This is a genomic window from Gallibacter intestinalis (assembly GCF_014982745.1).
Taxonomy (GTDB): Bacteria; Bacillota; Clostridia; order Peptostreptococcales; family Anaerovoracaceae; genus Gallibacter; species Gallibacter intestinalis.
The window spans coordinates 1-26,226 of sequence record NZ_JADCKA010000014.1; the positions used below are offsets into that span (position 1 = coordinate 1).

Annotated in this window: 38 protein-coding genes and 1 pseudogene; 1 reads left to right on the top strand and 38 read right to left on the bottom strand. The window is 43.2% G+C overall.

What is annotated here, in order from left to right; translation table 11 throughout:
• Positions 1–196 precede the first annotated feature (196 nt).
• The 31 genes and pseudogenes from rplQ to rpsJ all read right to left on the bottom strand — a co-directional run bounded on the left by rplQ (position 197) and on the right by rpsJ (position 15,432).
• Positions 197–538: a 50S ribosomal protein L17 gene (gene rplQ / locus INF20_RS07165; RefSeq protein WP_226385693.1), complete on the bottom strand. Its 342-nt coding sequence runs from the start codon at positions 536–538 to the stop codon at positions 197–199.
• Between the two features lie 17 nt (positions 539–555).
• On the bottom strand, positions 556–1,506 hold the full coding sequence (locus INF20_RS07170) for a DNA-directed RNA polymerase subunit alpha (RefSeq protein ID WP_226385694.1): 951 nt from the start codon (positions 1,504–1,506) through the stop codon (positions 556–558).
• 43 nt (positions 1,507–1,549) lie between these two features.
• Positions 1,550–2,170: a 30S ribosomal protein S4 gene (rpsD, locus tag INF20_RS07175; RefSeq protein ID WP_226385695.1), complete on the bottom strand. Its 621-nt coding sequence runs from the start codon at positions 2,168–2,170 to the stop codon at positions 1,550–1,552.
• 22 nt (positions 2,171–2,192) lie between these two features.
• Positions 2,193–2,591, bottom strand: a complete 399-nt coding sequence (gene rpsK / locus INF20_RS07180) for a 30S ribosomal protein S11 (RefSeq protein ID WP_226385696.1) — start codon at positions 2,589–2,591, stop codon at positions 2,193–2,195.
• A gap of 15 nt (positions 2,592–2,606) precedes the next feature.
• On the bottom strand, positions 2,607–2,975 hold the full coding sequence (gene rpsM, locus INF20_RS07185; RefSeq protein ID WP_226385697.1) for a 30S ribosomal protein S13: 369 nt from the start codon (positions 2,973–2,975) through the stop codon (positions 2,607–2,609).
• Between the two features lie 99 nt (positions 2,976–3,074).
• A complete protein-coding gene (gene rpmJ / locus INF20_RS07190; protein ID WP_010095733.1) occupies positions 3,075–3,188 on the bottom strand; it encodes a 50S ribosomal protein L36 in 114 nt (37 codons plus the stop codon).
• A gap of 12 nt (positions 3,189–3,200) precedes the next feature.
• A complete protein-coding gene (infA, locus tag INF20_RS07195; protein WP_226385698.1) occupies positions 3,201–3,419 on the bottom strand; it encodes a translation initiation factor IF-1 in 219 nt (72 codons plus the stop codon).
• Between the two features lie 16 nt (positions 3,420–3,435).
• Positions 3,436–4,182 carry a type I methionyl aminopeptidase gene (gene map / locus INF20_RS07200; protein WP_226385699.1) on the bottom strand — a complete coding sequence of 249 codons (747 nt, stop codon included), beginning with the start codon at positions 4,180–4,182 and terminating at the stop codon, positions 3,436–3,438.
• Positions 4,183–4,187: 5 nt separating this feature from the next.
• Positions 4,188–4,832, bottom strand: a complete 645-nt coding sequence (locus tag INF20_RS07205) for an adenylate kinase (protein ID WP_226385700.1) — start codon at positions 4,830–4,832, stop codon at positions 4,188–4,190.
• A gap of 13 nt (positions 4,833–4,845) precedes the next feature.
• Positions 4,846–6,132 (bottom strand): preprotein translocase subunit SecY, encoded by a 1,287-nt coding sequence (gene secY / locus INF20_RS07210; protein ID WP_226385701.1) that lies wholly within the window; start codon positions 6,130–6,132, stop codon positions 4,846–4,848.
• Position 6,133: 1 nt separating this feature from the next.
• Positions 6,134–6,574 (bottom strand): 50S ribosomal protein L15, encoded by a 441-nt coding sequence (gene rplO, locus INF20_RS07215; protein ID WP_226385702.1) that lies wholly within the window; start codon positions 6,572–6,574, stop codon positions 6,134–6,136.
• 15 nt (positions 6,575–6,589) lie between these two features.
• Entirely contained in the window at positions 6,590–6,772 is a 183-nt protein-coding gene (gene rpmD / locus INF20_RS07220) for a 50S ribosomal protein L30 (RefSeq protein ID WP_226385703.1), read from the bottom strand.
• Positions 6,773–6,784: 12 nt separating this feature from the next.
• On the bottom strand, positions 6,785–7,288 hold the full coding sequence (gene rpsE, locus INF20_RS07225; RefSeq protein ID WP_226385704.1) for a 30S ribosomal protein S5: 504 nt from the start codon (positions 7,286–7,288) through the stop codon (positions 6,785–6,787).
• Positions 7,289–7,300: 12 nt separating this feature from the next.
• Positions 7,301–7,660 (bottom strand): 50S ribosomal protein L18, encoded by a 360-nt coding sequence (gene rplR, locus INF20_RS07230; RefSeq protein WP_226385705.1) that lies wholly within the window; start codon positions 7,658–7,660, stop codon positions 7,301–7,303.
• 18 nt (positions 7,661–7,678) lie between these two features.
• Positions 7,679–8,224 carry a 50S ribosomal protein L6 gene (gene rplF, locus INF20_RS07235; protein WP_226385706.1) on the bottom strand — a complete coding sequence of 182 codons (546 nt, stop codon included), beginning with the start codon at positions 8,222–8,224 and terminating at the stop codon, positions 7,679–7,681.
• 12 nt (positions 8,225–8,236) lie between these two features.
• Complete coding sequence (gene rpsH / locus INF20_RS07240) at positions 8,237–8,635, bottom strand: 30S ribosomal protein S8 (RefSeq protein WP_226385707.1); 399 nt, start codon at positions 8,633–8,635, stop codon at positions 8,237–8,239.
• 60 nt (positions 8,636–8,695) lie between these two features.
• A complete protein-coding gene (locus INF20_RS07245; protein WP_226385708.1) occupies positions 8,696–8,881 on the bottom strand; it encodes a type Z 30S ribosomal protein S14 in 186 nt (61 codons plus the stop codon).
• Between the two features lie 9 nt (positions 8,882–8,890).
• Complete coding sequence (gene rplE, locus INF20_RS07250) at positions 8,891–9,433, bottom strand: 50S ribosomal protein L5 (protein ID WP_226385709.1); 543 nt, start codon at positions 9,431–9,433, stop codon at positions 8,891–8,893.
• A 17-nt stretch (positions 9,434–9,450) separates the two neighbouring features.
• Positions 9,451–9,756: a 50S ribosomal protein L24 gene (gene rplX, locus INF20_RS07255; protein ID WP_226385710.1), complete on the bottom strand. Its 306-nt coding sequence runs from the start codon at positions 9,754–9,756 to the stop codon at positions 9,451–9,453.
• 13 nt (positions 9,757–9,769) lie between these two features.
• A complete protein-coding gene (gene rplN, locus INF20_RS07260) occupies positions 9,770–10,138 on the bottom strand; it encodes a 50S ribosomal protein L14 (RefSeq protein ID WP_226385711.1) in 369 nt (122 codons plus the stop codon).
• A gap of 13 nt (positions 10,139–10,151) precedes the next feature.
• Entirely contained in the window at positions 10,152–10,412 is a 261-nt protein-coding gene (gene rpsQ, locus INF20_RS07265) for a 30S ribosomal protein S17 (RefSeq protein WP_226385712.1), read from the bottom strand.
• Between the two features lie 17 nt (positions 10,413–10,429).
• The gene (rpmC, locus tag INF20_RS07270; protein ID WP_226385713.1) at positions 10,430–10,633 is read right to left on the bottom strand and encodes a 50S ribosomal protein L29; all 204 of its coding nucleotides are present in this window, start codon (positions 10,631–10,633) and stop codon (positions 10,430–10,432) included.
• Positions 10,633–11,064 (bottom strand): 50S ribosomal protein L16, encoded by a 432-nt coding sequence (rplP, locus tag INF20_RS07275; RefSeq protein WP_226385714.1) that lies wholly within the window; start codon positions 11,062–11,064, stop codon positions 10,633–10,635. Before rplP ends, rpmC begins: the two co-directional genes overlap by 1 nt.
• Before the next feature lie 230 nt (positions 11,065–11,294).
• Positions 11,295–11,966 (bottom strand): annotated as a pseudogene (rpsC, locus tag INF20_RS07280) (30S ribosomal protein S3); the annotation flags it as partial.
• Complete coding sequence (rplV, locus tag INF20_RS07285) at positions 11,967–12,320, bottom strand: 50S ribosomal protein L22 (protein WP_226385716.1); 354 nt, start codon at positions 12,318–12,320, stop codon at positions 11,967–11,969. It lies immediately after the preceding pseudogene.
• Between the two features lie 17 nt (positions 12,321–12,337).
• Positions 12,338–12,610, bottom strand: coding sequence for a 30S ribosomal protein S19 (gene rpsS / locus INF20_RS07290; protein WP_226385717.1), 273 nt, complete (start codon positions 12,608–12,610; stop codon positions 12,338–12,340).
• A gap of 18 nt (positions 12,611–12,628) precedes the next feature.
• Positions 12,629–13,462, bottom strand: coding sequence for a 50S ribosomal protein L2 (gene rplB, locus INF20_RS07295; RefSeq protein ID WP_226385718.1), 834 nt, complete (start codon positions 13,460–13,462; stop codon positions 12,629–12,631).
• A 12-nt stretch (positions 13,463–13,474) separates the two neighbouring features.
• Positions 13,475–13,765, bottom strand: coding sequence for a 50S ribosomal protein L23 (gene rplW / locus INF20_RS07300; RefSeq protein ID WP_226385719.1), 291 nt, complete (start codon positions 13,763–13,765; stop codon positions 13,475–13,477).
• Positions 13,765–14,388, bottom strand: coding sequence for a 50S ribosomal protein L4 (rplD, locus tag INF20_RS07305; RefSeq protein WP_226385720.1), 624 nt, complete (start codon positions 14,386–14,388; stop codon positions 13,765–13,767). Before rplD ends, rplW begins: the two co-directional genes overlap by 1 nt.
• A gap of 25 nt (positions 14,389–14,413) precedes the next feature.
• Positions 14,414–15,049 (bottom strand): 50S ribosomal protein L3, encoded by a 636-nt coding sequence (gene rplC / locus INF20_RS07310; RefSeq protein WP_226385721.1) that lies wholly within the window; start codon positions 15,047–15,049, stop codon positions 14,414–14,416.
• A gap of 71 nt (positions 15,050–15,120) precedes the next feature.
• Positions 15,121–15,432, bottom strand: coding sequence for a 30S ribosomal protein S10 (gene rpsJ, locus INF20_RS07315; RefSeq protein WP_226385722.1), 312 nt, complete (start codon positions 15,430–15,432; stop codon positions 15,121–15,123).
• 686 nt (positions 15,433–16,118) lie between these two features.
• Between rpsJ and INF20_RS07320 the strand changes: the two genes are divergently transcribed.
• Positions 16,119–16,820 carry a transposase gene (locus INF20_RS07320; RefSeq protein WP_226385723.1) on the top strand — a complete coding sequence of 234 codons (702 nt, stop codon included), beginning with the start codon at positions 16,119–16,121 and terminating at the stop codon, positions 16,818–16,820.
• Positions 16,821–17,061: 241 nt separating this feature from the next.
• On the opposite strand, the gene INF20_RS07325 is transcribed toward INF20_RS07320, so the two are convergent.
• The 7 genes from INF20_RS07325 to INF20_RS07355 all read right to left on the bottom strand — a co-directional run bounded on the left by INF20_RS07325 (position 17,062) and on the right by INF20_RS07355 (position 26,090).
• The gene (locus INF20_RS07325) at positions 17,062–17,547 is read right to left on the bottom strand and encodes a hypothetical protein (RefSeq protein ID WP_226385724.1); all 486 of its coding nucleotides are present in this window, start codon (positions 17,545–17,547) and stop codon (positions 17,062–17,064) included.
• Between the two features lie 5 nt (positions 17,548–17,552).
• Positions 17,553–18,512 carry an acyl-CoA thioester hydrolase/BAAT C-terminal domain-containing protein gene (locus INF20_RS07330; RefSeq protein ID WP_226385725.1) on the bottom strand — a complete coding sequence of 320 codons (960 nt, stop codon included), beginning with the start codon at positions 18,510–18,512 and terminating at the stop codon, positions 17,553–17,555.
• A complete protein-coding gene (locus INF20_RS07335) occupies positions 18,509–19,114 on the bottom strand; it encodes a class I SAM-dependent methyltransferase (protein ID WP_226385726.1) in 606 nt (201 codons plus the stop codon). Before INF20_RS07335 ends, INF20_RS07330 begins: the two co-directional genes overlap by 4 nt.
• The gene (locus INF20_RS07340) at positions 19,104–19,787 is read right to left on the bottom strand and encodes a GNAT family N-acetyltransferase (RefSeq protein WP_226385727.1); all 684 of its coding nucleotides are present in this window, start codon (positions 19,785–19,787) and stop codon (positions 19,104–19,106) included. Before INF20_RS07340 ends, INF20_RS07335 begins: the two co-directional genes overlap by 11 nt.
• 290 nt (positions 19,788–20,077) lie before the next feature.
• Positions 20,078–23,899 (bottom strand): sortase B protein-sorting domain-containing protein, encoded by a 3,822-nt coding sequence (locus INF20_RS07345; protein WP_226385728.1) that lies wholly within the window; start codon positions 23,897–23,899, stop codon positions 20,078–20,080.
• Between the two features lie 167 nt (positions 23,900–24,066).
• Positions 24,067–25,734, bottom strand: coding sequence for a nucleoside kinase (locus INF20_RS07350; RefSeq protein WP_226385729.1), 1,668 nt, complete (start codon positions 25,732–25,734; stop codon positions 24,067–24,069).
• A gap of 113 nt (positions 25,735–25,847) precedes the next feature.
• Complete coding sequence (locus INF20_RS07355; RefSeq protein ID WP_226385730.1) at positions 25,848–26,090, bottom strand: YdbC family protein; 243 nt, start codon at positions 26,088–26,090, stop codon at positions 25,848–25,850.
• Positions 26,091–26,226 lie beyond the last annotated feature (136 nt).

The following is a 26,226-nucleotide window of genomic DNA, read 5'->3' on the forward strand; positions in this document are numbered from 1 at the left end:
ATTTTAAGAGATTCAGAGCAAGAATCATGCATTCATTAACATAAAGAAACTGACAGAGTGAATATACACTCTGCCAGCCTATGATCTCATTTTATGAGTTCTACCCCAACATTTGACATAGAACCAAGAAAAACCCGTCCCTGACTAAATCAGGTGACGGGTATTTTTTACGCTTAGGTTATTACCTTTTTCCGGCTTATACCAGTTCCAGGAATACTACTTCTGCACAGTCTCCCTGTCTAGGACCCAGCTTGAGGATTCTAGTGTATCCGCCGTTTCTTTCAGCATATCTTGGCGCAATGTCGTCGAAGAGCTTAGTTACTACGTCTTCATCATAAACGTATGCAAGCACCTGTCTTCTTGCGTGAAGATCGCCGCGCTTTGCAAGCGTAATCATCTTTTCAGCTTCTTTTCTGGCTTCCTTAGCTCTGTGGGCTGTTGTTGAGATTCTTTCCTCTCTGAACAGGTCAGTTACGAGATTTCTCAGCATAGCTTTTCTATGAGCTGAAGGTCTGCCCAGTTTTCTATATCCTGGCATTATTTTTCTCCTTTCAGTTACTCATCGCTTTCACGAAGTCCCAGACCAAGTTCTGCCAGCTTCTGCTTTACTTCGTCTAGGGATTTCTTACCCAGATTTCTGACTTTCATCATATCCTCTTCGGACTTCTGGGTCAGTTCTCCCACCGTGTTGATGGCTGCCCTCTTCAGGCAGTTGTAGGAACGTACGGACAGTTCCAGATCGTCAATGCTCTTTTCAAGATTGATTTCCTTCTGGTCCTCTTCCTTTTCCACCATGAATTCCATATTAGTTGTTTCCTCAGTAAGCTGTATAAACAGATCAAGATGTTCATGCATGATCTTTGCTCCTATGGAAACGCCTTCTTCAGGTCTGATGGAACCATCTGTCCATATTTCCAAAATGAGTTTGTCGTAATCCGTGATCTGACCTACTCTGGTGTTTTCAACAGTAAAGTTCACCTTTCTGACAGGAGTGAAGATTGAATCCACAGGAATAACAGAAATCGGAGTATCCTCTGTCTTGTTCTGTTCTGCAGAAACATATCCTCTGCCCTTAGCCAGATTTATAGTCATTACCAGTGTGGCGTTTTCTTCCAATGTGGCAATGTGCAGATCCGGGTTGAAAATTTCCATGTCTGCGTCGCCGATGATGTCTGCCGCTGTAACCTCTTTAGGTCCCACCGCATTTATCATCGCCTGCATAGTGTCTTCAGCACCGTTGAGCCTTACGGCCAGCTTTTTCAGATTGAGAATGATTTCGGTAACATCTTCCTTAACTCCAGGAATTGTGGAGAATTCATGAAGTATACCGTCAATCTTTACAGATGTAACTGCTGCTCCAGGAAGGGAGCTGAGCAGTATTCTTCTCAAGCTGTTTCCCAGTGTAGTACCATAACCTCTTTCCAATGGCTCTACGATAAATTTCCCGTAGTTGGAATCTTCTTCGTTAAATATACATTCTATTTCAGGCTTTTCTATCTCTATCACTGCGAACCTCCTTTCTTTCCAAGTAACTTGTAATTTCTACCCATTACTTAGAGTACAGCTCAACGATCAGATGCTCTGCAACAGGAGTATCAATCTGTTCCCTTGTAGGAATGGAAAGAACCTGTCCTTCAAGCTTGTTTACATCTACGCTCAGCCATGCAGGGACTGTTATAGTCATATCTTTGATTTCCTTGAACTTAGGAGAATTTGTGCTCTTTTCCTTAACCGCGATTACATCTCCAGCCTTAACTGCCATTGATGGAATGTTGGCTTTCTTTCCGTTTATAGTGAAGTGTCCGTGAACTACCAGCTGTCTTGCTTCCTTTCTGGAAGAAGCAAAGCCCAGTCTGAACACTACATTGTCCAATCTTGTTTCGAGCATGATCAGGAGGTTTTCACCTGCTTTACCCTGCTTTCTTACTGCCTTGTCGAACAGATTTCTGAACTGAGTCTCCTGAAGTCCGTAAAATCTCTTCGCCTTCTGCTTTTCTCTCAGCTGAAGTCCGTATTCGGAAACCTTCTTTCTTCCCTGTCCGTGCTGTCCAGGAGGGAAATTTCTTCTTTCAAGTGCGCACTTTTCGCTATAGCATCTGTCGCCCTTCAAGAAAAGCTTCTGACCTTCTCTTCTGCATAATCTGCAGTTTGCTTCTCTATATCTTGCCATATTCTCTTTCTCCTCCTTTCAATTAGACTCTTCTCTTCTTTGGTGGTCTGCATCCGTTGTGCGGAATTGGTGTAATATCTTTAATCATAGTGATATTAAGTCCCGCAGTCTGAAGGGCTCTTATAGCCGCTTCTCTTCCGGATCCCGGACCCTTTACGTAAACTTCAACTGTTTTAAGACCGTGTTCCATAGCGCCCTTTGCTGCTTCTTCAGCTGCCATCTGCGCTGCAAACGGTGTGGATTTTCTTGATCCCTTAAAGCCGAGAGAACCCGCGCTCGACCATGAGAGAGCATTACCGTCCATGTCTGTAAGAGTTACAAGAGTATTGTTAAAGGTAGACTGAATATGTGCTTGGCCTTTTTCAATATTTTTGCGCTCTTTTCTTTTCTTTCTAACTGCTTTTTTTACAGCTTTAGCCATCTTATTCTACCTCCTTTACTTCTTCTTTCTTCCTACAGTCTTCTTAGGACCTTTACGAGTTCTAGCGTTTGTCTTTGTTTTCTGTCCTCTTACAGGAAGGCCTCTTCTGTGCCTGATGCCTCTGTAGCATCCGATTTCCATAAGTCTCTTAATGTTAAGAGATACTTCTCTTCTAAGATCACCTTCTACATCGTATTCGTTATCGATAATCTGTCTAATCTTACCTGCTTCTTCTTCAGAAAGATCCTTAACTCTTACATTAGGATCTACTCCTGCTTTTTCAAGTATAACTTTAGCTGTCTGTCTTCCTATGCCGTAGATATATGTGAGGCCTATTTCTATCCTCTTGTCTCTAGGCAAGTCAACTCCGGCTATACGAGCCATATTTTCCTCCTGTTCCCATCTTCCGTCACGCAGCCTCGAGGGGCGTAATATAAACGGGATGTTCAAATAAATTATAACTTAATCACTTGTTGTGATGATTTAACCCTGCTTCTGCTTGTGCTTAGGATTTTCGCAAATGACCATTACTTTGCCTTTTCTCTTAATGACCTTGCACTTTTCACAGATAGGTTTTACCGATGCTCTTACCTTCATCTCTTAAACCTCCTATTTCTCTCTCCAAGTAATTCTTCCTCTTGTGAGATCGTAAGGAGAAAGTTCAACCTTTACTTTATCTCCCGGAAGAATTCTTATGAAGTTCATCCTTATTTTGCCGGATACATGGGCGAGCACCTCATGTCCGGTTTCCAGCCTGACTACAAACATCGCGTTTGGCTGAGCGTCTACTACAACGCCTTCGGCTTCAATTACATCTTTTTTTGCCAACTCATACACCTCTCATTTACAGGGTAAGCAATTCAGGCTCACCGTCCGTTACAACAACAGTATTTTCATAATGGGCTGACAGTTTCCCGTCAACGGTTACTACCGTCCAGTCGTTTAAAAGGACTTCCGTATCGTAATGACCTTCAGCTATCATAGGCTCAATGGCAAACACCATGCCTTCAGCCAGTCTCGGTCCTCTGCCCGGTTTTCCGAAGTTTGGAATCTGCGGATCCTCATGCATATCTCTTCCGACACCATGACCCACGTAATCCCTTATAACGGAAAAGCCTTCTCCCTCAGCCTTCATCTGTATGGCATGAGAGATATCCGAAAGTCTGTTACCGACTTTACAGAACTTAATTCCTTCAAAGAAGCTGTCCCTTGTGGCTTCTATCAGGTGAGCCGCCACAGCGCTTATGGCACCCACCGGATAGGTCCTTGCCGCGTCGCTGCAGTATCCTTTATATGTGGATCCCACATCTACGCTGACTATATCACCCTCTTTGAGGATTCTTTTCTTTGACGGTATACCATGTACCACTTCTTCGTTCACCGATACACAGGCGCTGGCCGGAAATCCGTAAAGTCCTTTAAAGGACGGTGTCATTTTGTGTCCGATAATATGCTCTTCCACAAACCGGTCAATATCCCAGGTGCTTATACCCGGTTTTACAAAGTCCTCAAGCTTTCTGAGAACATCTCCGGTGACCTTGCCGGCCTCCCTCATTATGTCTATCTCCTGTTTTGACTTGATGATGATCATACCGCTTATTCTCCCAGTATTTCGGTTATCTGGGCAAACAGCTTTTCAAAGCCGATGGATCCGTCCAGATGAACGATGTTTCCTGTCTTATCATAGTAATCCAGCAGAGGCTTTGTCTGTCTGTTGTATACTTCGATTCTGTTTTCCACAGTTGCCTCCGTATCATCAGCTCTCTGTATCAGCTCTCCGCCACATTTGTCACAGATGCCTTCCTTTGTCGGAGGCATGTTTGTAACATGATATGTCGCTCCGCATTCCTTGCAAACACGTCTGCCGATGAGTCTTGTCATCAGCTCTTCCTTTGGAACATCTATATCGAGAACATGATTTATCTTCTCGCCTCTGCCACCTAGGAAAGCATCCAGGGCAACTGCCTGTTCCACTGTTCTTGGAAATCCGTCAAGCAGAAATCCGTCTGCGCAATCATCTTCGGTCAGTCTGTCCGTAGCGATTTCTATGACCAGGCTGTCCGGTACCAGTTCTCCCCTGTCCATATATTCCTTAGCTTTCTTGCCCAGCTTTGTACCTTCGGAAATGTTCTTTCTGAAGATATCGCCGGTGGATATATGAGGGATGTTGTATTTTTCAACTATTCTGGCCGCCTGTGTGCCTTTTCCGGCACCCGGAGGTCCCAATAAGATCAAATTCATATCTGCCTCCTTATTACTTGAGGAAGCCCTGGTAATTTCTCATTACCATCTGCTGCTCAAGTCTCTTCATGGTATCAAGTCCAACACCTACAGCAATCAGAAGTGATGTACCTCCGAAAGAGATATCCAGGTTTGTGAACTGTGCTACCAGAGTAGGAAGTGTCGCAACCACTGCGAGGAAGATTGCTCCTACAAAGGATATCTTAGACATTACATTGTTAAGATACATAACTGTGGCATTGCCAGGTCTTATGCCCGGAATGAAACCACCATTTGCCTTAAGCTGATTTGCTACTTCTGCCGGATTAAATGTTGCTGCCGTATAGAAGTAAGTAAAGAAGATAATCAGCAGTATGTTGAGTATCGAATAGAACCACACGCCAGGAGATCCTGTCGGTGAAAGCCATTTTTCAACCCAAAGAGCAAAATCCGAATCGCTTCCTGTGAAATATGTTATTGTCAGCGGGAACTGCAATATCGACAGAGCGAAGATTACAGGGATTACACCCGCCTGGTTTACTTTGATAGGAATATGTGATGACTGTCCGCCATACATTTTTCTTCCTACTACTCTCTTTGCATACTGTACAGGCACTCTTCTGTGACCCTGCTGGATCTCGATGATGCCTATGATAACCAGTACAGCAAATACTATAAACAGTGCTACAGTCATATAGCTTATTGTGCCGTCCTTAAGGCTTAGCCATATGTTGTGTATGCCGCTTGGCAGCCTTGCTATGATGCCGGCAAAGATTATGAGTGATATACCGTTACCGATACCATTCTCATTAATCTGTTCACCCAACCACATCAGGAAGGCAGTACCTGCGGAAAGCACCAGTACAATTACAGCAACTGAGAAGAAGTTAGTGCTTATAAGCGCACTTCTGAACATACCGATAGTAACACCTATGGCCTGTATCAGCGCCAGCACCACTGTCAGATATCTGGTCCAGCGTGCTATTTTCTTTCTTCCTTCTAAGCCTTCCTTTGCGACTGCTTCCAGTCTAGGGATAGCAATGGTCAGCAGCTGAAATATGATAGACGCCGTAATGTAAGGCGTGATACTCAGTGCGAATATTGTCATATTCGCAAAGGCTCCACCGGAAAACAGGTTGAACAGGTCGATAAGACCGTTGCCCCCGTCAGCGAAGGTCTGACTGAGAATTTCTCTGTCAATACCAGGCACCGGGATGTTGGATCCTATTCTGAATACAACCAGCATGAGGAGAGTGAAGATAATCTTCTTCCTCATGTCCGGTGTCTTCCATGCCTTTACAAGTGTCGAAAGCCCGCCCATTTTAGATCACCTGAGCCTTTCCTCCGGCTGCCTCGATCTTTTCCAAAGCGGATTTTGTGAATTTCTGTGCCTGTACCGTAAGGGCTTTTTCAAGGTTACCGTTGCCTAAAATTTTGATTCCGTCTTTTACCTGTTTAACCATTCCCTCTTCGATAAGCAGTTCTGGAGTGATTACAGTTCCTGCTTCGAATCTGTTAAGAGCTTCAACATTAACTATTTCATACTCTTTTCTCCAGATGTTTGTGAATCCTCTCTTAGGAATTCTTCTATAAAGAGGCATCTGGCCACCTTCAAATCCAGGTCTAACGCCGCCGCCGGATCTGGACTTCTGACCGTTCATACCTCTGCCGCCTGTCTTACCCTGTCCTGTGGCAGTACCGCGGCCTCTTCTTTTGCGGTTTTTAGTAGCTCCTTCAACCGCTCTGAGTTCATGAAGTTTCATAATCCTCGCACCTCCTTAAAGTTCTTCTACTGTGAGAAGATGCGGAACCTTATTAATGGCACCTCTTGTCATTTCGTTGTCCTGAAGTTCAACTGACTGGTGCATCTTTCTCAATCCCAAAGCTTCTACAACTTTCTTCTGTCTAGGAGAAGCTCCGATCAAGCTTTTAGTTAAAGTTACTTTTACCATTTTAGCCATCTTTACTTCCTCCTATCCTAAAATCTCTTCCTTAGTCTTGCCTCTCAGCTTGCTTACCTTTTCTACAGTCATCATGTTCTTCAGACCTTCGATAGTAGCATAAGCCATGTTAGCAGTGTTGTTTGAGCCAATGGACTTAGCTCTTACATCCTTAACTCCGGCAAGTTCCAGAACTGTTCTTACAGAGGAACCTGCGATTACGCCTGTACCTTCTGCAGCAGGCATGAGAAGAACTCTTCCTGCTCCGAACACTCCCACGTTCCTGTGAGGAATTGTAGTACCTACTGTAGGAACATATATCAGTTTCTTTTTAGCATCTTCTGTGGCCTTTCTAACGGCTTCAGGAATTTCCTGCGCCTTGCCGAGACCAACGCCTACATGACCTTCACCATCGCCTACAACGATAGTAACGCTGAATCTCATGTTTCTACCGCCTTTGACAGTCTTAGCAACTCTTCTTATATTGACGATAGTTTCTTTCAGGTCCAATTTGGATGCATCGATCGTATTTCTCATGCTTTACCTCCGTTAGAATTTTAATCCGGCTTCACGCGCGCCGTCTGCCAATTCTTTAACTCTTCCGTGATATAAGAATCCGCCTCTGTCAAAAGCAACTGTTTCGATGCCTTTTTCCAGCGCTCTCTTAGCTATAACTTCACCAATCTGCTTTGCTGCTTCCTTGTTACCGCCGTTAGCGATTCCAAGTTCCTTTTCCAGTGTTGAAGCAGATGCCAGTGTAACTCCGTGCACGTCATCGATAACCTGTACGGAAATGTTCTTATTGCTTCTGAACACGCACATCCTAGGTCTTTCAGGAGTGCCATGAACATCTTTTCTAACTCTGGCGTGTCTTGCAGCACGTCTGCTAGCTCTTGTATCTTTAGCCATGATCTTCTACTCCTTTCCTTAGTCGCCTTTAACTCCGGCTTTACCCTCTTTTCTACGTACGTATTCACCAACGTATCTGATACCCTTGCCCTTGTAAGGTTCAGGTTTTCTCCATGCTCTGATGTTAGCCGCATACTGGCCCACCAGCGCTTTATCTATACCCTTAACAGTAACTTCTGTTGCTGAAGGCGCTTCTGTAGTAATGCCTTCCGGGTCCTTCATTTCTACTGGATGTGAGAAGCCAAGGTTCATAACCAGTGTATCGCCTTTCTTTTCGGCTCTGTAACCTACACCGATAAGTTCAAGCTTCTTTTCATATCCTTCGGTAACGCCTGTTACCATATTTGCTATAAGAGTTCTTGCCAGTCCGTGCTGAGCCTTGTCAGCCTTGCTGTCTGTCGGTCTTGACACAGTCAGAACTCCGTCTTTGATTTCTACTGTTAATCTGCTGCTAATCTGTTCCTGTAATTCGCCCTTAGGTCCCTTTACGGTAACTACATTGCCGTCGACCTTTACTTCTACGCCAGCAGGAAGATCAACAGGTTTAATTCCTATTCTTGACATTTCAAACTCCTCCTACCATACATAACAGATTACTTCGCCGCCAACTCCCATTTTTCTGGCTTCCTTGTCGCTTACAACTCCCTTAGAAGTGGAGATGATTGCGATACCCAGTCCGCCCAGAACTCTTGGAACATCACATGCCTTAGCATAAACCTTAAGGCCCGGCTTGGAAATCTTCTTGATTCCGTTGATAACTTTTTCGCCTGCAGGACCGTATTTCATTTCAATTTTGATAACGCCCTGCTTGTCATCTTCTATAACTTCAAATCCATTAATGTAGCCTTCTTCGAGAAGTATACCTGCGATGGACTTCTTAATCCTAGAAGCAGGTATCTCCACTGTCTTGTGACCTACAGTATTGGCATTTCTGATTCTTGTTAGCATATCTGCTATTGGATCTGTCATTGTCATTACAGTTTGTCTCCTTCCTCTACCAGTTTTGCCTTTCGGCAACTTAGTAAATTCCTATAACTACCAGCTTGCTTTCTTTACGCCAGGGATTTCACCTTTGTAAGCAAGCTCTCTGAAGCAAATACGGCAAATGCCATATTTTTTCAGAACAGAATGCGGCCTTCCGCAGATCCTGCATCTTGTGTAAGCCCTTGTAGAATACTTAGGCTTTCTCTGCTGTTTTACTTTCAGAGCTTTTCTGGCCATGTTTCCCTCCTATTTCTCAAATGGCATTCCGAGAAGTCTGAGAAGTTCCAGAGCTTCTTCGTCTGTCTTTGCTGTTGTTGTAAATACGATGTTCATACCTTTGATAAGATCTACCTTATCATAGTTGATCTCTGGGAATATCAGCTGTTCCTTGATACCCATGGAGTAGTTTCCTCTTCCATCGAAGGAATTCTTGCTGACGCCTTTGAAGTCTCTTACTCTCGGAAGAGCGATGTTGAAGAATTTATCCGCGAACACGTACATGTTCTCGCCTCTGAGAGTTACTTTGGTACCAACAGGCATTCCCTGTCTAACCTTGAAGTTCGCGATGGATTTCTTTGCCTTTGTAATTACCGGTTTCTGTCCGGAGATTACTGCCAGCTCTTCTACCGCTGTTTCCATCAGCTTAGCATTGTCCTTGGCTTCACCCAGACCGATGTTGATAGTGATCTTTTCCAGCTTAGGTACTTCCATAGGATTTTTATAGTTAAACTTGTCCATCATGGCGTTGAACACGTCGTTTTTGTAAGTTTCCTGTAATCTAGCTGCCAAATCGTCTCCTCCTTTCCTTAATCTATTACATTGCCGCTCTTCTTAGCGACTCTTACTTTCTTATCGCCGTCCATTTTGTAACCAACTCTTGTGCCGGCTTTAGCTTTTTCGTCATAGAGCATCACGTTGGAAACGTGGATAGGACCTTCCTGATGTTTGATTTCGGAAGAAGCTGTCCTTGTCTGTTTCTGATGCTTTGTCTGAACGTTAACGCCTTCGACGATTACTCTGTTTTCTTTAGGCATGGCTTTTATAACTTCGCCCTTCTTGCCCTTATCTTTACCGGTAATTACTATTACCGTATCACCTTTTTTAATTCGCATCCTGTTAGACCTCCTATAATACTTCCGGTGCCAATGACACTATCTTCATATAGTTCTTGTCTCTGAGCTCTCTGGCAACAGGTCCGAAGATACGTGTTCCTACAGGGTTCTTATCTTCTTTTATTACTACAGCAGCGTTCTGGTCGAATTTAACGTAGCTTCCATCTTCTCTTCTAACGCCTTTTTTGCTTCTAACCACGACTGCTTTTACCACATCGCCTTTCTTGACCATTCCGCCAGGAGAAGCCTCCTTAACAGCACAAACGATCACGTCTCCGATATTCGCATATTTACGGCTTGTTCCGCCGAGGATACGAATACACAAAAGTTCTTTCGCACCGGAGTTGTCAGCGACTCTTAATCTTGTTTCTGTCTGAATCATTTACGGTGCCTCCTTATTTAACTTTCTCTACTATGCTGACAAGTCTCCATCTCTTATCCTTGGAAAGAGGTCTTGTCTCCATTATTCTTACCTTATCTCCGATATTGCATTCGTTGTTCTCATCATGAGCTTTGACTTTCTTAGTAGTCTTTACGGCTTTTCCATAAAGAGAATGTCTTACGAAGTCTTCCAGTGCAACTGTGATGGTCTTATCCATCTTGTCACTAACGACAATACCGACTCTTGTTTTTCTTCTGTTTCTTTCAACTGTCATAATCACATCCTCCTTTCTTATTTAGCCTGAGCTTCAAGCTCTTTTTCTCTGATGATTGTCTTTATTCTTGCAATATCTCTCTTCATCTCTCTGAGTTTGAGTGGGTTTTCAAGCTGACCTGTAACATGCTGGAATCTCAGATTGAACAGATCCTTCTTCATTTTCAACAGTTCAGCATTAAGTTCCATATCGGACATTTCCCTTATTTTATTCAGTTCCATTATGCTTCACCGTCCTTTACTTCTTCGCCCTTGATGACGAATTTACACTTGATAGGCAGCTTGTGGGATGCCAGTCTCATAGCTTCTCTTGCCTGAGCTTCAGTACATCCTTCCATTTCAAACATTACTCTGCCTGGCTTTACTACCGCTACCCAGTACTCAGGTGAACCTTTACCGGAACCCATTCGTACTTCTGCCGGCTTCTTTGTTACCGACTTATGTGGGAATATCTTTATATATACTTTACCGCCTCTTTTAATAGATCTTGTCATGGCTACTCTGGCAGCCTCGATCTGGTTAGAGGTTATCCATGCAGGTTCCAGAGCTACAAGGCCGTATTCACCGTAAGTAACTTTGTTACCACGTGTAGCCTTACCTGTCATCCTGCCTCTGTGGACTCTTCTTCGTTTAACGCGCTTTGGCATTAACATGGCTAGTATCCTCCTTCTGTAGTCTATTCTTCAGTTGCTGTTTCAACTGCTTCATTTTCAACCTGTGGAGCTTCTACTTCAGGCTCCTGTGCTTTTGGCTCTTCCTTAGGAGTATTTCTAACTCTCGGATTTACAGCCTTTGGCAGCTCAGCTCTGTTTTCCCTAGGATTTCTCCTTGGTCTTCTTTCGCCGTCTCTTCTTCTGCCGCCTTTTCTTCTGTCGTTCTTTCTTCCTTCGTTCTTTTCTTCACGAACGATGCTCTGAAGTCCCTTATCAAGGATTTCACCGTGGTTTATCCAAACCTTTACGCCGATCTTACCGTATGTAGTATCAGCTTCGGCAAATCCGTAATCGATGTCGGCTCTCAGAGTATGGAGAGGAACGTTTCCTTCGCTGTAGGATTCGCTTCTTGCGATTTCAGCTCCTCCGAGTCTGCCGGATACCAGTACTTTAATACCCTTAGCGTTAGCTTTCATTGTTCTGCCTATGGCCTGCTTCATCGCTCTTCTAAATGCGATTCTTCTTTCCAGAGCCTGGGCAATGCTTTCAGCTGTCAGCTGGGCGTCCAGTTCAGCTCTTCTTACTTCTCTGATATCGATATCAACAGTCTTTCCTGTGAGCTTAACCAGATCAGCCTTGAGCTGTTCAATTCCGTCTCCGGATCTTCCGATTACCATACCAGGTCTTCCTGTTGCGATGATAATCTTAATCTTATTTTCTTCAGGTCTTTCGATTACAACCTTGGAAACTCCGGCTGCGTAAAGCTTCTTCTTTACAAATTCTCTTACCTTATTATCTTCGATGAGGTAATCTGCAAAGTTATTCTTATCTGCATACCATTTTGAGCCCCAGTCCTTTATGATTCCGACTCTGAGACCGTGCGGACTTACTTTCTGACCCATTTACTGAACCTCCTTTTCTGCGCTTCTTTCCTTAAGAGTAACGCCGATGTGGCTGCTTCTCTTGAGGATGATAGATGCTCTTCCCTGAGATCCCGCTCTCCATCTCTTCATTGTAGGGCCCTGGTTTGCGTAAATTTCCGCAACATACAGATCGTCTACATTCATGTCGAAATTGTTTTCGGCGTTAGCCGCTGCCGATCTCACTACTTTTTCTACCAGTTCAGCTCCTTTACCTGGAGTGAATTTCAATATAGTCAATGCCTCTGCAAGATCCTTTCCTCTTACCAGATCGGTAACAGGCTTAAGCTTGATAGGAGACATTCTTACATATTTTGCAACTGCTTTTGCTTCCATTTTCCTATCTCCTTTTCTTACTTAGATTTCTTGTCGGCTGCATGTCCTCTGTAAGTTCTGGTTGGAGCAAATTCTCCAAGTCTGTGACCTACCATGTCTTCTGTTATATATACAGGCACATGTTTTCTGCCGTCATGTACTGCTATAGTATGTCCCACCATCTGAGGGAAAATAGTAGATGGTCTTGACCAAGTCTTGATGACCTTCTTTTCGTTTGCTGCGTTCATCTCATCAATTGCTTTGAGAAGCTTCGCATTGACGAAAGGGCCCTTCTTAAGTGATCTACCCATTGTTCATGCTCCTTCCTTTTATTTTTCGTTTCTTCTCTTAACGATGTACTTATCGGACTGATTCTTTTTCTTTCTTGTCTTGTAACCAAGAGCAGGCTTACCCCAAGGTGTCACAGGGCCTACACGACCGATTCCGGCCTTACCTTCACCACCTCCGTGTGGATGGTCGTTAGGGTTCATTACAGAACCTCTTACTGTAGGTCTGATGCCCATGTGTCTCTTTCTTCCTGCTTTACCGATGTTGATGTTGGCATGATCTGCATTACCTACTTCTCCGACAGTGGCTCTGCATTCGATTCTTACCTTTCTAACTTCACCGGATGGCAGTCTTACCTGAGCGTACTTTCCTTCCTTAGCCATCAGCTGAGCTCCGTTACCGGCAGATCTTGCCATCTGAGCACCCTTTCCAGGCTTCAGCTCGATGTTGTGAATCATAGTACCTACAGGAATGTTTGCCAGTGGCAGTGCATTTCCCACCTTGATATCCGCATCAGCTCCGGAAACGATTACATTTCCGACTTTCAGTCCTTCAGGAGCGATGATATATCTCTTTTCACCATCTGCGTAAACAATCAGTGCGATGTTTGCGCTTCTGTTAGGATCGTATTCGATAGTGGAAACCTTACCAGGTATTCCGTCTTTGTTTCTCTTGAAGTCGATTATTCTGTACTTAGGTCTGTAACCGCCGCCTCTGTGTCTAACAGTGATCTTACCTCTGGAGTTTCTTCCTGAGTGTTTTTTGAGGGTGACGGTCAGTGATTTCTCCGGAGTGCTTGTTGTGATTTCTTCAAAAGTAGAAGTTGTCATTCCTCTCAAGCCCGGAGTAGTCGGATTGTATTTTTTAATTCCCATCGTCGTACCTCCTTACAGTCCCTGGAAGAATTCGATTTCCTTACTGTCAGCAGTAAGAGTTACGATAGCTTTCTTAGAAGCTGCTGTGTAACCGGCTGTTCTTCCCATTCTCTTAAGCTTACCTTTAACGTTCATGATGTTTACTTTAGCCACTTCAACGTCGAATATTTCTTCAACCGCATCTTTAACTTCGGTTTTGTTGGCGTCTACTGCGACTTTGAAAGTATATTTCTTTACCTGTGCGTCTTCCATGGAAGTTTCTGTTATAACAGGCTTCAGTATCACGTCGTACGGTGTTCTCATTATGAATACACCTCCTCAATTTTCTTTATCGCTTCCGCTGTAACGATGAAGTTGTCATGATTGATAATTTCATATACGTTCATTGTGGATACCAGAGCTGTTCTAACGCCCGGGATGTTTGCAGCGGATCTAACTACATTCTCGTCTTTTTCTGCTGTAACGATGAGGGCTTTCTTTCCAGCCTTAACGTTTTCCAGCATTTTTACCATTTCCTTTGTCTTAGGAGCTTCAAACTTCAGTTCATCAAGAACTATCATTTCGTTTTCAGCAACCTTTGCAGAAAGAGCTGACAGCATAGCCAGTCTTCTGAGCTTCTTAGGAAGCGTATATCTGTAGCTCCTTGGCTTTGGAGCGAATGCAACGCCGCCTCCTACCTGTGAAGGGTCAGTTGTGGAACCCTGTCTATGACGACCAGTTCCCTTCTGTCTGAAAGGCTTTCTGCCGCCTCCTCTAACTTCTCCTCTGGTCTTAGCGGACTGTGTGCCCTGTCTTCTGTTAGCCAGATGATTTTTAACTACAGCATGGACCGCGTTCTGATTAGGTTCGATACCGAATATAGCATCGTTCAGGTCTATAGTTCCTGTTTCAGTACCGGCCATGTTCAGTACTTTAACTTTTGCCATTGTTCTTCCTCCTTCCGAAAGTGTCTTACTTGCCCTGACCCTTGATAGCCATGCGCACTTTCACCAGGCTGCCTTTGCCTCCCGGTACCGCACCTTTAACAAGGATGATGTTTCTGTCTGCAATAACTTTTACAAGGTCGACATTCTGAACTGTTACAGTGTCTCTACCCATTCTTCCAGGACCTTTGTTGCCCTTGAATACTCTACCCGGATAGGATGCTCCAGCCAGAGCGCCGGCAAGCCTTTTATGCTTTGAACCATGGCTCATCGGACCTCTGTGATGTCCGTGTCTCTTGATGTTACCCTGTGTACCCTTACCCTTGGATACGCCAGTTACGTCTACCTTTACGCCTTCTTCGAAATCAGCAACTGTGATTGTCTGTCCGATTTCGTAAGCTTCGCCTTCTTCGATTCTGAATTCAACCAGATGCTTTTTAGCTTCAACACCGGCCTTATCAAAATGACCTTTCATAGGCTTGTTGATTCTGTGAGGCTTTGTCTCACCGTAAGCCACCTGAACGGCGTCATATCCGTCAGTCTCAACAGTCTTAATCTGTGTAACAACTTCCGGACCCGCTTCGATTACAGTTACCGGAATAACTGTTCCTTCCGCGTCGAAGATCTGTGTCATTCCGATCTTCTTTCCAACTAATGTTTTCATATGTTTCCTCCTAATTCTTACAGCGGATTGGTTTCCCAATCATACTAAGTGAGCGTTGCCGCCCCGGTTGTTTACAGTTTGATTTCGATATCAACTCCAGCTGGAAGTTCCAGCTTTGTCAGAGCGTCTGTAGTCTTTGCAGTCGCTGCTGAGATATCAATGAGTCTCTTGTGAGTTCTCTGTTCGAACTGCTCTCTGCTGTCTTTGTACTTGTGGACAGCTCTAAGAATTGTGATTACTTCCTTCTCTGTAGGAAGAGGTATAGGGCCTGAAACATCGGCGCCTGTCTTCTTGGCTGTCTCAACAATCTTTGCCGCACTCAGATCGAGAAGGGCATGATCGTAAGCTTTCAGCTTGATTCTGATTTTCTGTAATTCGCTCATTTTTTCCTCCTGTTTTTTTCTGTACTGTTTTCGCTATTCTCGTACAAGGGGTTCTAATGCCCGTTTTTTCAACGTGTATCCGTTTTGGGCTTGCACATACACGCTTCCGTGTGTTTCCTTTTTCTCGCCACACGCAAAACCGGCGAATCCCTTCGCCCCTGTCTAGCAGGGACAATTCTCAGTGAAAATTACCTGATAGCTCAGCAACTTTTCACCTCTTCGCCTTTTGCAAGCCTTTTAAGTATACAGTATGCCTTATTAAAAAGCAACAGTTTTTTTGTATTTATTTTTCGGCTTTTTTATATTTTTTGAAGCCGCAAATCCCATAGTTTGTGGGTTTGTTTTTAAGAAGTATATACACTGTTCCTGGTGTTTCCCGAATGTCGTTTATGTGCGATTTTTCAGATAATTGTTCTTTTAAAAATTATTATGCATTATTTTATATGCGAAAAAGACGATAACTAATGTCATCGCCTTTTTCATAAGTTTTATATAAGGGCTCTTTAACTTTTTTAGTGGTTTGACCCCCTGCTTTACCATTCGTAGTGGGGTAATATTTGGAAATTGAAATGATTCATGTTGGCAATGAAGTATTCGCCATAATTTCTTTAAAATGATGTTCACACTCACCTTGTATACAATAGGCGTCGTTATCGTTGCCCTTCTTGTGGGAAAGTATTTGCTGAATGTTATCCAGTCGCACTAAATACGATCTTGCTAATTACTTTTCTCGCATACCCAAATCTACAAGAAATCAAGTTACGCATATAGCTATGGATATGTGGCAAACGTATCGTGATGTAACACAAGTATATTTTCCAAAAGCTAAAATATGTGTAGATAGTTTTCATGTGATTTCTATGATAAGCAGAGCATTTCAGTCTGTACGTGTCAGAGTTATGAATTCCTTTGAACGAGGCTCTGATGAATACTATCTTATCAAAAAGTTTTCTTGGCTATTGAATAAAAACTTTCATAACACATGTAAAATGAGATATTTACGTGTTCATAAAAACACTTCCCTTTTAAAGTATCGACACCATATTCCTGCTGTTGAACTTTTAAATTCAGATTTATCTTTAGATCCTGAACTAGAAATAGCATATTTACTAAAGTACGAATACGAACAAATCAATTCCAAGTGCACTGATAAAACAATAGAAATTCGTTTAGAGAAATATATTGAAGACTTAGCTATCTTTAATTTACGTGAATTTGAGACTGTTAAAAAAGCACTTAAGAACTGGAAACAGGAAATTATCAATAGTTTTGATGCAGTAGACGATAGGCATATTTCTAACGGACCAGTTGAATCAGTTAATTCTAGAATCAAACTAATGAAATTCTCTTCTACTGGATATGGGAATTTTGAGCGATTCAGAAAATGAGTGCTTTATTCTTTAAATGAAGCTTCAACAATCAAAGGTTAACACATATCAATTCAGTTGTTTCGCATAAAAAGAAGACTCTATCGCATGATTATACGCGTATAGAGTCTTCTTACTTAAGCAATTCACTTCATATGGCTAACCACAACTTTAGGTCAAACCAATAAAAAAGTTAAAGAGCCCATAAAAGATTTCCTGCTGGATGCGAATCATATTCTGTTCTATATCATTTGATGGCGGATCAGAGGATTGCTGTAATCACTCCCACTGCAAGACAGGCGGGGAGGCCAAGAAGCATACCAATACATGACTGCTTGACATGAAAACGGTAGTCCTTATATTCTTCCATATCCTCTGTGCCTGGTATCCTGACTTTTTTCGAATGGCAGAACCAGATGCAGTCAAGCACCAGAGCGTCATACCAATCAATGATCAACCAGATCAGGTAGGAATCCCGAAACCCTTTCCAGAATGTATCCGCTCCATTAAACTGTTTCAGGACAACAGCTAAGATGAACACAAAAGCAAGCAGGGCAATCCCCTTTCGGAGGATATCTGTCCTGGTGAAGCGTTGTTCTCTTTTTTCGATCAATCCTAATTCCATACATTTCTCCCTTATGGCCGGAGGATAGTCTCCTACCGAGGCAAAGGGATTTTTCAGTGTCAGCGGAATAATCAGGATTGTGAATAATAAGATACCAATCAGACTTTCTATCATGACCGCCATATTCGCTACACCTCCGATATCCATTTTATCGTTTTATGGAAAGCGTCTTCACGGCTATGCCTGCAATCTTCCGGATATTGCCTCTCAATTTTAAACATTTTCAGCTTAGGCGGATTTAAGGGAACAAGAATATGGCTTGCTTTTTCATATTCTAGGACATCCACCCGGAATGCAAACCGGTGCTTTTCCAAGCGCTCTACCATATATGCCACTGCCTCTTTGCTGGGCCACATGAGATCTTCCTTTGCGTAAATAAATAAAATGTTTCCTCGGATGTTCTCTACACGAATGGCTGTATCCTCATCAAAATGTTTCAGCGGTTCTTCATAGATGTAGGATAACTCGAACTGCTGATGGAGGATAAGGTTCCGGATTGCCGGCCCATATTTCAGATGCGCTGCCATACACGGAAAATCTTTTCCCCTGTATGTAAATTCGGAGGCAGATGAAAAGGTTTTCGATACCATGCTTTGATTTCCATGCATGCCTCCCCATATACAGTGCATCGGGGAGAGTGCGACAACGCCGCAGATATCCGGCATAAGAGAAGCGCAAAGCAAAGCCAGTTCTGCACCTTTTGAAATGCCATACATGATAATCTTTTCATATCCTTTGTTTTTCAGCCACAGGATCGCTTTTTCAAATGGATCGACAGGCACCCGAACCAGCTCTTTCGGCAGCCCGTCTACGTTCCAGTAACAAATGCCTAATGCGGCGATACCACACTTGGCAAACATAGCGCCCACATTCATCGGGATATTTTCATTCCCTTCGCTGCCGCCTATTACAATGACAGCCTTTTTGGGATCATGATCCTTAACAGGGACATGATAAAATCCACAGAAGCCCTCCTGTGCAACCGTTATATATTCCACATTCCCAGCCCTCCCTGTTTTCGCAGCTTGGATAGCTGTTCGTTTTTTATCCCATTTAGAATTCTTGTCCCTACAAAAACTATCCTTCATTTCTGATTTTCTTTCTTGCCAGACACACAGAACATAAACTTATTCTTTGTAACCTGAACATCCAGGAAACCGACGGCCTCCATGATCTGTTTTATTTCATCCGGTGTATATGATTTCATCCCCGGTATCATCTTTTCCCAGTGTTTTTCAGGATCTCCAGGATCATTGACGACTACGAATTTCCCGCCCGGCCTGATCGTTCTTTTCACTTCTGCAAAGCATTTCTCCAGATCTTTCCAGAAATACACAGTTTCAAAGGCGGTGGCAAGTTTTATGGAATTATCCTTTAACGGAAGGTTCTCTGCGCTCCCAAGAAGCACTTCACATCTTTTGCCAATATTCTTTTTATTCGTCTTTTTTGACTTCTCAACGCTGGTGCTGGAAATATCTATCCCATAAACGAAACCGTCTTTGGAGCGGTCTAATAATCTTCGGATATTAAATCCACCGCCACAGCCAATATCAACCAGCATTCCGTCATCAGGGACATCAAATTGTGTAAATGCCCATTTAGCCATCGGACTATGCCCCATATTCATGCCGGAAAGCATGAGTTTCCCTATAAATCCCTGTGGGTTGCCGAAATTGTCTTTAAACGCCATCTTCTTCCTCCTTCTTCACCAGATCTGGCATACCGGTTTCATATACTTCTCTGAGTCTGTACTCATAGACAATAGAACGGTTATCAGAGCCATCCTGAAAAGGTTTCTCTGCTACTTTTTTAAATCCTCGTTTTTCATAAAATTCCCACGATGCAAGTGTGTTTGTAAAAAGCCGCACACAATCTGCTCCTTCAGCTTTTGCCCGATTCAAAAATTGTGTGACCAATGCGGTTCCCAGCCCCTTTCTGTAATTCCTTCTGGACGAAAGGGCAACGAGTTCCAGATCACATTTCCCAAAAATTTCCTTATCCCTTTCCTGTAATTGACGGAAAAAGGCATCAAACTGTTTCTGGAACGGAGCTGACATTTTATATCTTTTCAGATAGAACTTGAGGAACATTTTACACCAACAGCCATAGTGCTTTTTTGCTTCATATCGAGCTGCCAGAGCCTTGCTGAAATGTTTATCATATTTTCCGCAGATAAATCCTACGACCTGATGATCCTCCGTTTCCGCAACATAGGTAAAATTACATTTTTCAATCAGAACCTGTGCGTAATCACGTAATAATATTTTATCGTTCTGATCCACAGGGCATGAAAAAAATCCTTCGTAAAAGCAATCCCCGCAGGCCGCAGCATCTTCTTCCTTATATGGACAAACAGTAAACATGGATATATCCTCCTATGCGCAAATAAGTTAGTACTAACTAACTAATATTGTATCAGGAGGCGCATAGGACTGCAATTCCTTTTTTACCTGTTAATCACTTTCTTCCCATCCTTTCTGCCAGCTCACCCCTTACCTGGGACGTTATCTCTAAAACTAACGTTAAGTTATATTGGCAAATGCATACATACGAGTTCTTTTGATTTGTTGCCATAATGAGAAAAAGACGATAACTCTAAAGTCATCGCCTTTTTCTCAAGTTTTATATAAGTTAGATTAACTGGATTTTTTACTTATCGTCTTCTGCGTACAGCAACAAGCGCTGTTCCGGACGCTATAAGCAATATAGCCAGGAGAGCTATTGGAGCTTCATCTCCTGTCTTTGTACTGTCATCAGGCTGAACTTTGTCTGAATTGTCCTGCTGATTATCGCCAGAGTTACCCTGCTGATTATCGCCGGAAGGGGTATTTGGATTATCCGCTGGGTTATCAGGTTCATCTTCACCAGGATCAGGTGTTACAGAAATTGCTTCAAAGGTAATTGAGATAGAATGATCTCCATCAACCTTTTCAAATGTGTAAGTTCCTGTACCGTCTTCATTGACAACATCTGTAAGACCAACAGCCTGTCCATCGACAACTACTTCCACTATTTCATATCCCTTATCAGGAGTGATAGTGAATGTCTTGTCAGCGCCTTCGGTCACCACTACTTCACCGGATGGATCAACAGTGCCGCCTTCACCAGCTGTTGCTGTTATGGTATGAGCTTCAGTCTGCCATATTACAGCAAACGGCGAGAAACCTTCGCGAGGAACATCGAATTTGATACCGTTGGCATCGAATTCTACTTCCATAGTTTCAAGCTCACTGGCCGCTATTGCTTCTTCAACTTCAGCCTGACCGGATATACCGTATTCACGGTGCAGGTCCCTATAGTGAACAACCTTTACACCCAGTTCTTCGGCATTGTCCGCAGTAACACCTTCAGGATATGGCAGATATACGGTGGTTCCGTAGCTTGCGGATACCCATGCATTGCCGTTGAAGGCATCAACCAGGTCGAGGTAATGGAAATCGTATCTGTAAGCCTGACCTTCGCCCGGAGCTCCCAGATAGTCAGCCACTTTCTGTTCCATCAGTTCCTGACGGTTGTCGTCGTCTTCAAGAAGCAGACCGTCGTCGAGAATCTGGATTCCGGAAGCATCTTCGATTAGAAAATCTTCATTATCGTTGATATAGAAATCAGGTTGATATACAATACCCCAATTTGTTTCGGTCTTAGCAATAGCCTCTGCGTGTTCTACCGGAGCTGTAGGCTCTGTAGTCAGCAGCTCATGAGTATTTGTGCCTGCCTGTACACTAGAAACATCACTTATGTGACGCACAATAACCGTACCTATACCATCAAGGTTTACATTGTTACCGTTTATTCTCACATCATCATTTGTTAAACCGTTTTTCCATTTAAGAGTAACGGTATACTCACCAGATTCAGAGTCGTCTGTAACAACATCTCCATCTTCATTTGTATAAGTCGCTTCTATATTACTGAGCAGTTCAGACATCAAATCATCACCTGTAACTTCAACTCCTTTAATCTCCAGTTTAGAGATTGGATCAACACTACCGCCGATAGTGAGTTCAGGGAATCCGTTACCTGTAGTTTCGTTACCTGCACCGCCTCCGATGTACTTAGTAACGCTGTCCGCCGTAAGAGTGTACTCACTCGAATTAAAGAACATGAAAGCATAGCTCTTATCGGCATCTAATCCTTCCATAGTGACATCAATCTGATTACCGGTTCCTACCTTCTCAAGCGTAAGCTCCGCATCATCAGGAACGCTGCCGTCATCGTTCATCGGAATATACGCAAGATACAAGTCCGTTTTTTTAGCCTTGTCTGGACGAGTCACTTTGAATTGATATGAATCCGCATAAGGTGTAATCCAATAAGCATCTTCTGCAGCGGCTTTCCAACTATCACGATTATTTTCAGCGGTTACCAGATTGGTAATCTTATCAACCACCTTAGGATTAGCAAATGCCCATGCAACTTCTCCATGTCCATCGTCCAGAGTAACAGTTCCTAAAGTACGATTCATGGAAATTGCACCAAATAATGAACTATATCCATGCATTACCTTAACAGTGCGATTACCCTGAAGAACCCCTGAAGCGATATAAATATTATCATTCTCACTCTTGCCGTAAGCGCCAGGAGCATCCGTATAGTCATTCCATACAGTGATTTCCGTGCCATCTCCATTACCGTGAACAGAGCCTCCGTTCAACTGAACTACCGCATTGCCACCTATAGCTGCATCTATGCCAACTCCACCATTATCCGCAATAGTTCCATCATTCATGATAAACTTCACGCCTTTCCAGCTATCTTTACCGCTTATCTGAACACCGGCACCTTTATTTCCGGAAATTTCGCCTCCGTTCATAGTCAGGTTGGAACTATTATTAACGCGAATAGCAAGATTGGAATTATCTACAATCTTTGCTGTAGATTCAATAGTGGCAACGACTCCGCCGCCGCCCTGATTGGCAAGATAAATCACGCCCTTGGAAGCGGTGTTGTTGCGGATAGTTCCGGCAAACGTATAGTGCGAACCGTTATTGGAATAGATGAGGCCGCCGGCACTGCTGGACGAACAGTTCTCAATTACGTTGTGCTCACCGAAAGTAATCTGTCCGTACCATGATCTGAGAAGCGATGCTCCGCCACATTTACAATCGGATATAGTTCCGTCGAGGTACACTTCGTGACTGTAGTCATTGCCGAGGTCATCAAAGTGAAGCAGCGGGAATCCGTCAACTTTAGAGATCAAAGAGCCCTTTTCACTTGTAAAGTTACAGTACTGTGTCCATATAGCACTGTTGTTTCCCGTATTCGTGCCGGTAACATTTGTAATCTTACCGGTTTCAGTAAGTGTGGCTTCACCGCCTGAGCGCAGATGTACGGCAACGCCGTTCTGTCCCTGCCATGCAGCATCTGTGCCTTTCAGGTTCTGAAGAGTTCCGCCGACATTGGCAGTACCGCCATCAACATAAACAGCACGACCGGTCATAACAGTGTTATCTGCTCCGCCTATGACACCGCCGTTCATATTGAGTATTCCGCCCTGAATCCATACAGCTCCTGCAGGACCGAAACTTCCTGTTGCGCCTTTTACTCTTGTTATTTCTTTTTCGTCTATAATCTGGCTTCCGGCTTCCATGATAAGTTCACCGCTAGCAATACGCACAGCGCTCATTCCGCCGTAGTTTTTCAGAACAGCACCCTCGCCAAGAGTTATAGTTCCTACATTGTTATATGTGGCGATTATACCATCCTGAACTATAGCTGTATTCTGCACCTCTTTGCTGCCTACCGTTGTATGTCCATCACCCTCAGAATCAGCCTGAACAAAGTATTCTCCTTCATATTTAGCAGAATCATCAAAAACGATATTTGACAGTTTAAGAGACGCCGTTTTCGGACCTTCCGTACTATTCACTTCAATCATAGCCGGATTGTATGTAGATCTTGCCGAATCCTGCTTCGGGGCAAAACCCTCACCTCTTGTCACAGTAAATGTGCCGTTATAGCTTGTGATGGTCAGATTCTTACCGTAATAAGAAGCACTCTCTGTCATAGTAAGGTCGCTCATTAAATAAATCGTAGCATTTTTACTGGCAACGCCTACCGCTTTTGACAGTGTAGCAACAGGACTTTCTACAGTTCCTGCACCGGTGTCATCATTACCTTGCGCCGATACATAAACAACATCAAGTGAGTTTGCAGCAGCCGGTGCTGTAGGTGCTTTTGCAGCTCTCTTTGCAGCCTCTGCCTGTTCCGGTAGACTGTTAACCGTTACAGTTCCTTTCTCTGCCGTATCCTTAATCACCGGAGAAAAGTCCTGCTGATCTTCCGGTTCACCGATGTCTTCTGCAGTATCAGACAATGATGTATCGGATGAATCTCCTGTCGGATTCTCCGCTTCAGACGATGTCATATTCTGGTTGTCCGAAGTGTTCTCAACACCCAATGCAGGAATCATTCCTACGCCGGTAAACACCATGCAGGCTACCAGCAGCGCCGCCATCGCTTTTTTCCATTTCATATTTAGTTCCCCTCCCTTGTCTTTTATCCAACCGTCATGTATTCATCTGTTTCTTAATAATACCCCCCCCCCTATCATTATTGTCAATATGTTCAGCCAGAGTATTTTTAAATAATAAAAAACGCCTCTGTCTGTCCATTCAGACAAAGGCGTTATTGCTCCATATATTATCTGTCGAATATGCTGCCGCCAATGAACTCTCTTAAAATAGAATCATTGGCAACCAGTTCATCATCATCGAATTCATCAAAGAACTCTAAAAATCTTAAAAGGCGTCTCGCCTCACAATATCCAGGATCTTCTTTATCTACCCTTTCCAGCAGGGGTTTTGCATATTTTTTAAGTATTGCCATTTCATATATATGCACAGAATTAAAGAAGGCATCGGCATTTGCGCCGTAAGGAAATATATTCTTTTCCTCTCCTTTCATAACTCTCGGCCACTCGTCAATAGTTATTGATGCATTCTTGCCCCGGCGAATACTGTCTCTTACCATTCGTCTTAACATCCTGTTATCTGTTGTTGGGATGTAGTTATGACTGTCTATGTTAAGACCTGTAAGCGGACTTATATATATCCTGTATTTTTCCTCTTCGTCAATGTCCGATGTAAGGCTGTCATTTAAAGCATGGATGCCTTCAATAATTATCGGCTCTCCGGCTCCGGCTATTGTTCTTCTCTTACCGAACATCTTTTTGCCTTCTATAAAATCAAAGATAGGTATGTCCGCCTCTTTGCCTTTCAAAAGCAGATTCATATCGTCATTAAACAATTTAACATCTAAAGCATTAAGATTTTCATAATCCGGTTGACCGTTTTCATCAAGAGGTGTTTCCTCTCTATCCACAAAGTAATCATCGGTACCCAGATATACAGGATTTTTACCTTCTACCTTTAGCTGAATACATAACCTTTTAGCAAAAGTGGTTTTTCCCGATGACGACGGACCTGCAATCAGTATTATGCGTTTACCGCTCTCTATTATCTCCTTTGTGATTTCAACAATTTTCTTTGCGTGAAGAGCCTCGCTCAGCTGGATGACTTCCTTCATGGTTCCCTTTGCTATCTTTTCATTTAAGTCTCCAACATATTCTATGCCGAGTCTTTCCTGCCAAATCTCAGTTTCCGCAAAAGCTCTGTATAGATACTTCTGATCTTTATATTCAGGCATAACAGATGGATTTTGATGTCCAGGAAATCTGAGAAGTATGCCTCGCCTGTATTTCCTTATTTCAAATAGCTCAAGATAACCGGAAGACGGCACCATAAGGTCATAAAAGAAATCGATATATCCATCTATTTCGCACATGGTGACCTTTTTGGTTTTCGCCGTGTTCAGCAGCTTTTCCTTTCTATCCTCCATACCATGACGATTAAAAAATTCCAAAGTCATATCGGCATTAAGCGATACTGATTTTATGGGCATATCAAGCTCGACTATTTCCTTCATCCTTTGTGAAATTTCATTGACATATTCCTCTGTAAGTGCTCCTTCACCCTTTATTTCCGCATACAATCCCTGGTTAAGGGAGTTCTTTATCTCCGTTGAGGCTTTATTTCCGGAAATATCCCAGATAGCCTTAAGGAAAACGAGTACGAGACTGTGAATGTATATAAGATTTGCATGCCTGTTTCTCATATCCAAAAGTTCTACTCTGTCGCCTTCCCTGACTTTCCATGCCAGAGGTCTATCGATATTGTTTATCTTTGCCGCCATAGGTGTGTAGGGAAGCTGATCCCTGTAGCGAAAAAAGATATGCTCCGCCGTGGTGTTTTCCGGCACATCCACTGCGTCAAAATCACCATATATATCTTTTTTTAGCCATATTTTCATCGTCTGTCTCCTGTTTTCATTAGCCGATAGTTTCTCTGAATTATATCATAAGAACAGACGGCGGACAAACGCCCACCGCCGCTCTTAAAGGTCTTCTTTGGATATAAAGTGAGTTAGAACTTTTCCGCAGCCAGCATATCGTTAAGAGCTTTCATCTCATCCTTATGAAGTGTGATGCCCCTTGACATATGCTTATGCTCCGGATCCCAGTCCCGAAGGTCATATTTAGGAGCCGCTCCATTCCAAGCAATCATGTTCAGCTCCTTGCGCCAGCCTGTAGGGTAAGAGGCTAGCACACCTATGTGTCTTTTAATTTCGTAGACTATTTCGCTTCTTTCTTTCTCATTCGCGGCCATTCACATTTCTCCTTTCTTTGTTTTTATCGGGGATGAGTTAATAATAATCTAATTGGTAAAATATGTCAATATATTATTTGTAAATTTTTACCATTAAATTTCAAAAGAAAAACCGCGGCACTTTAAGCCGCGGCAT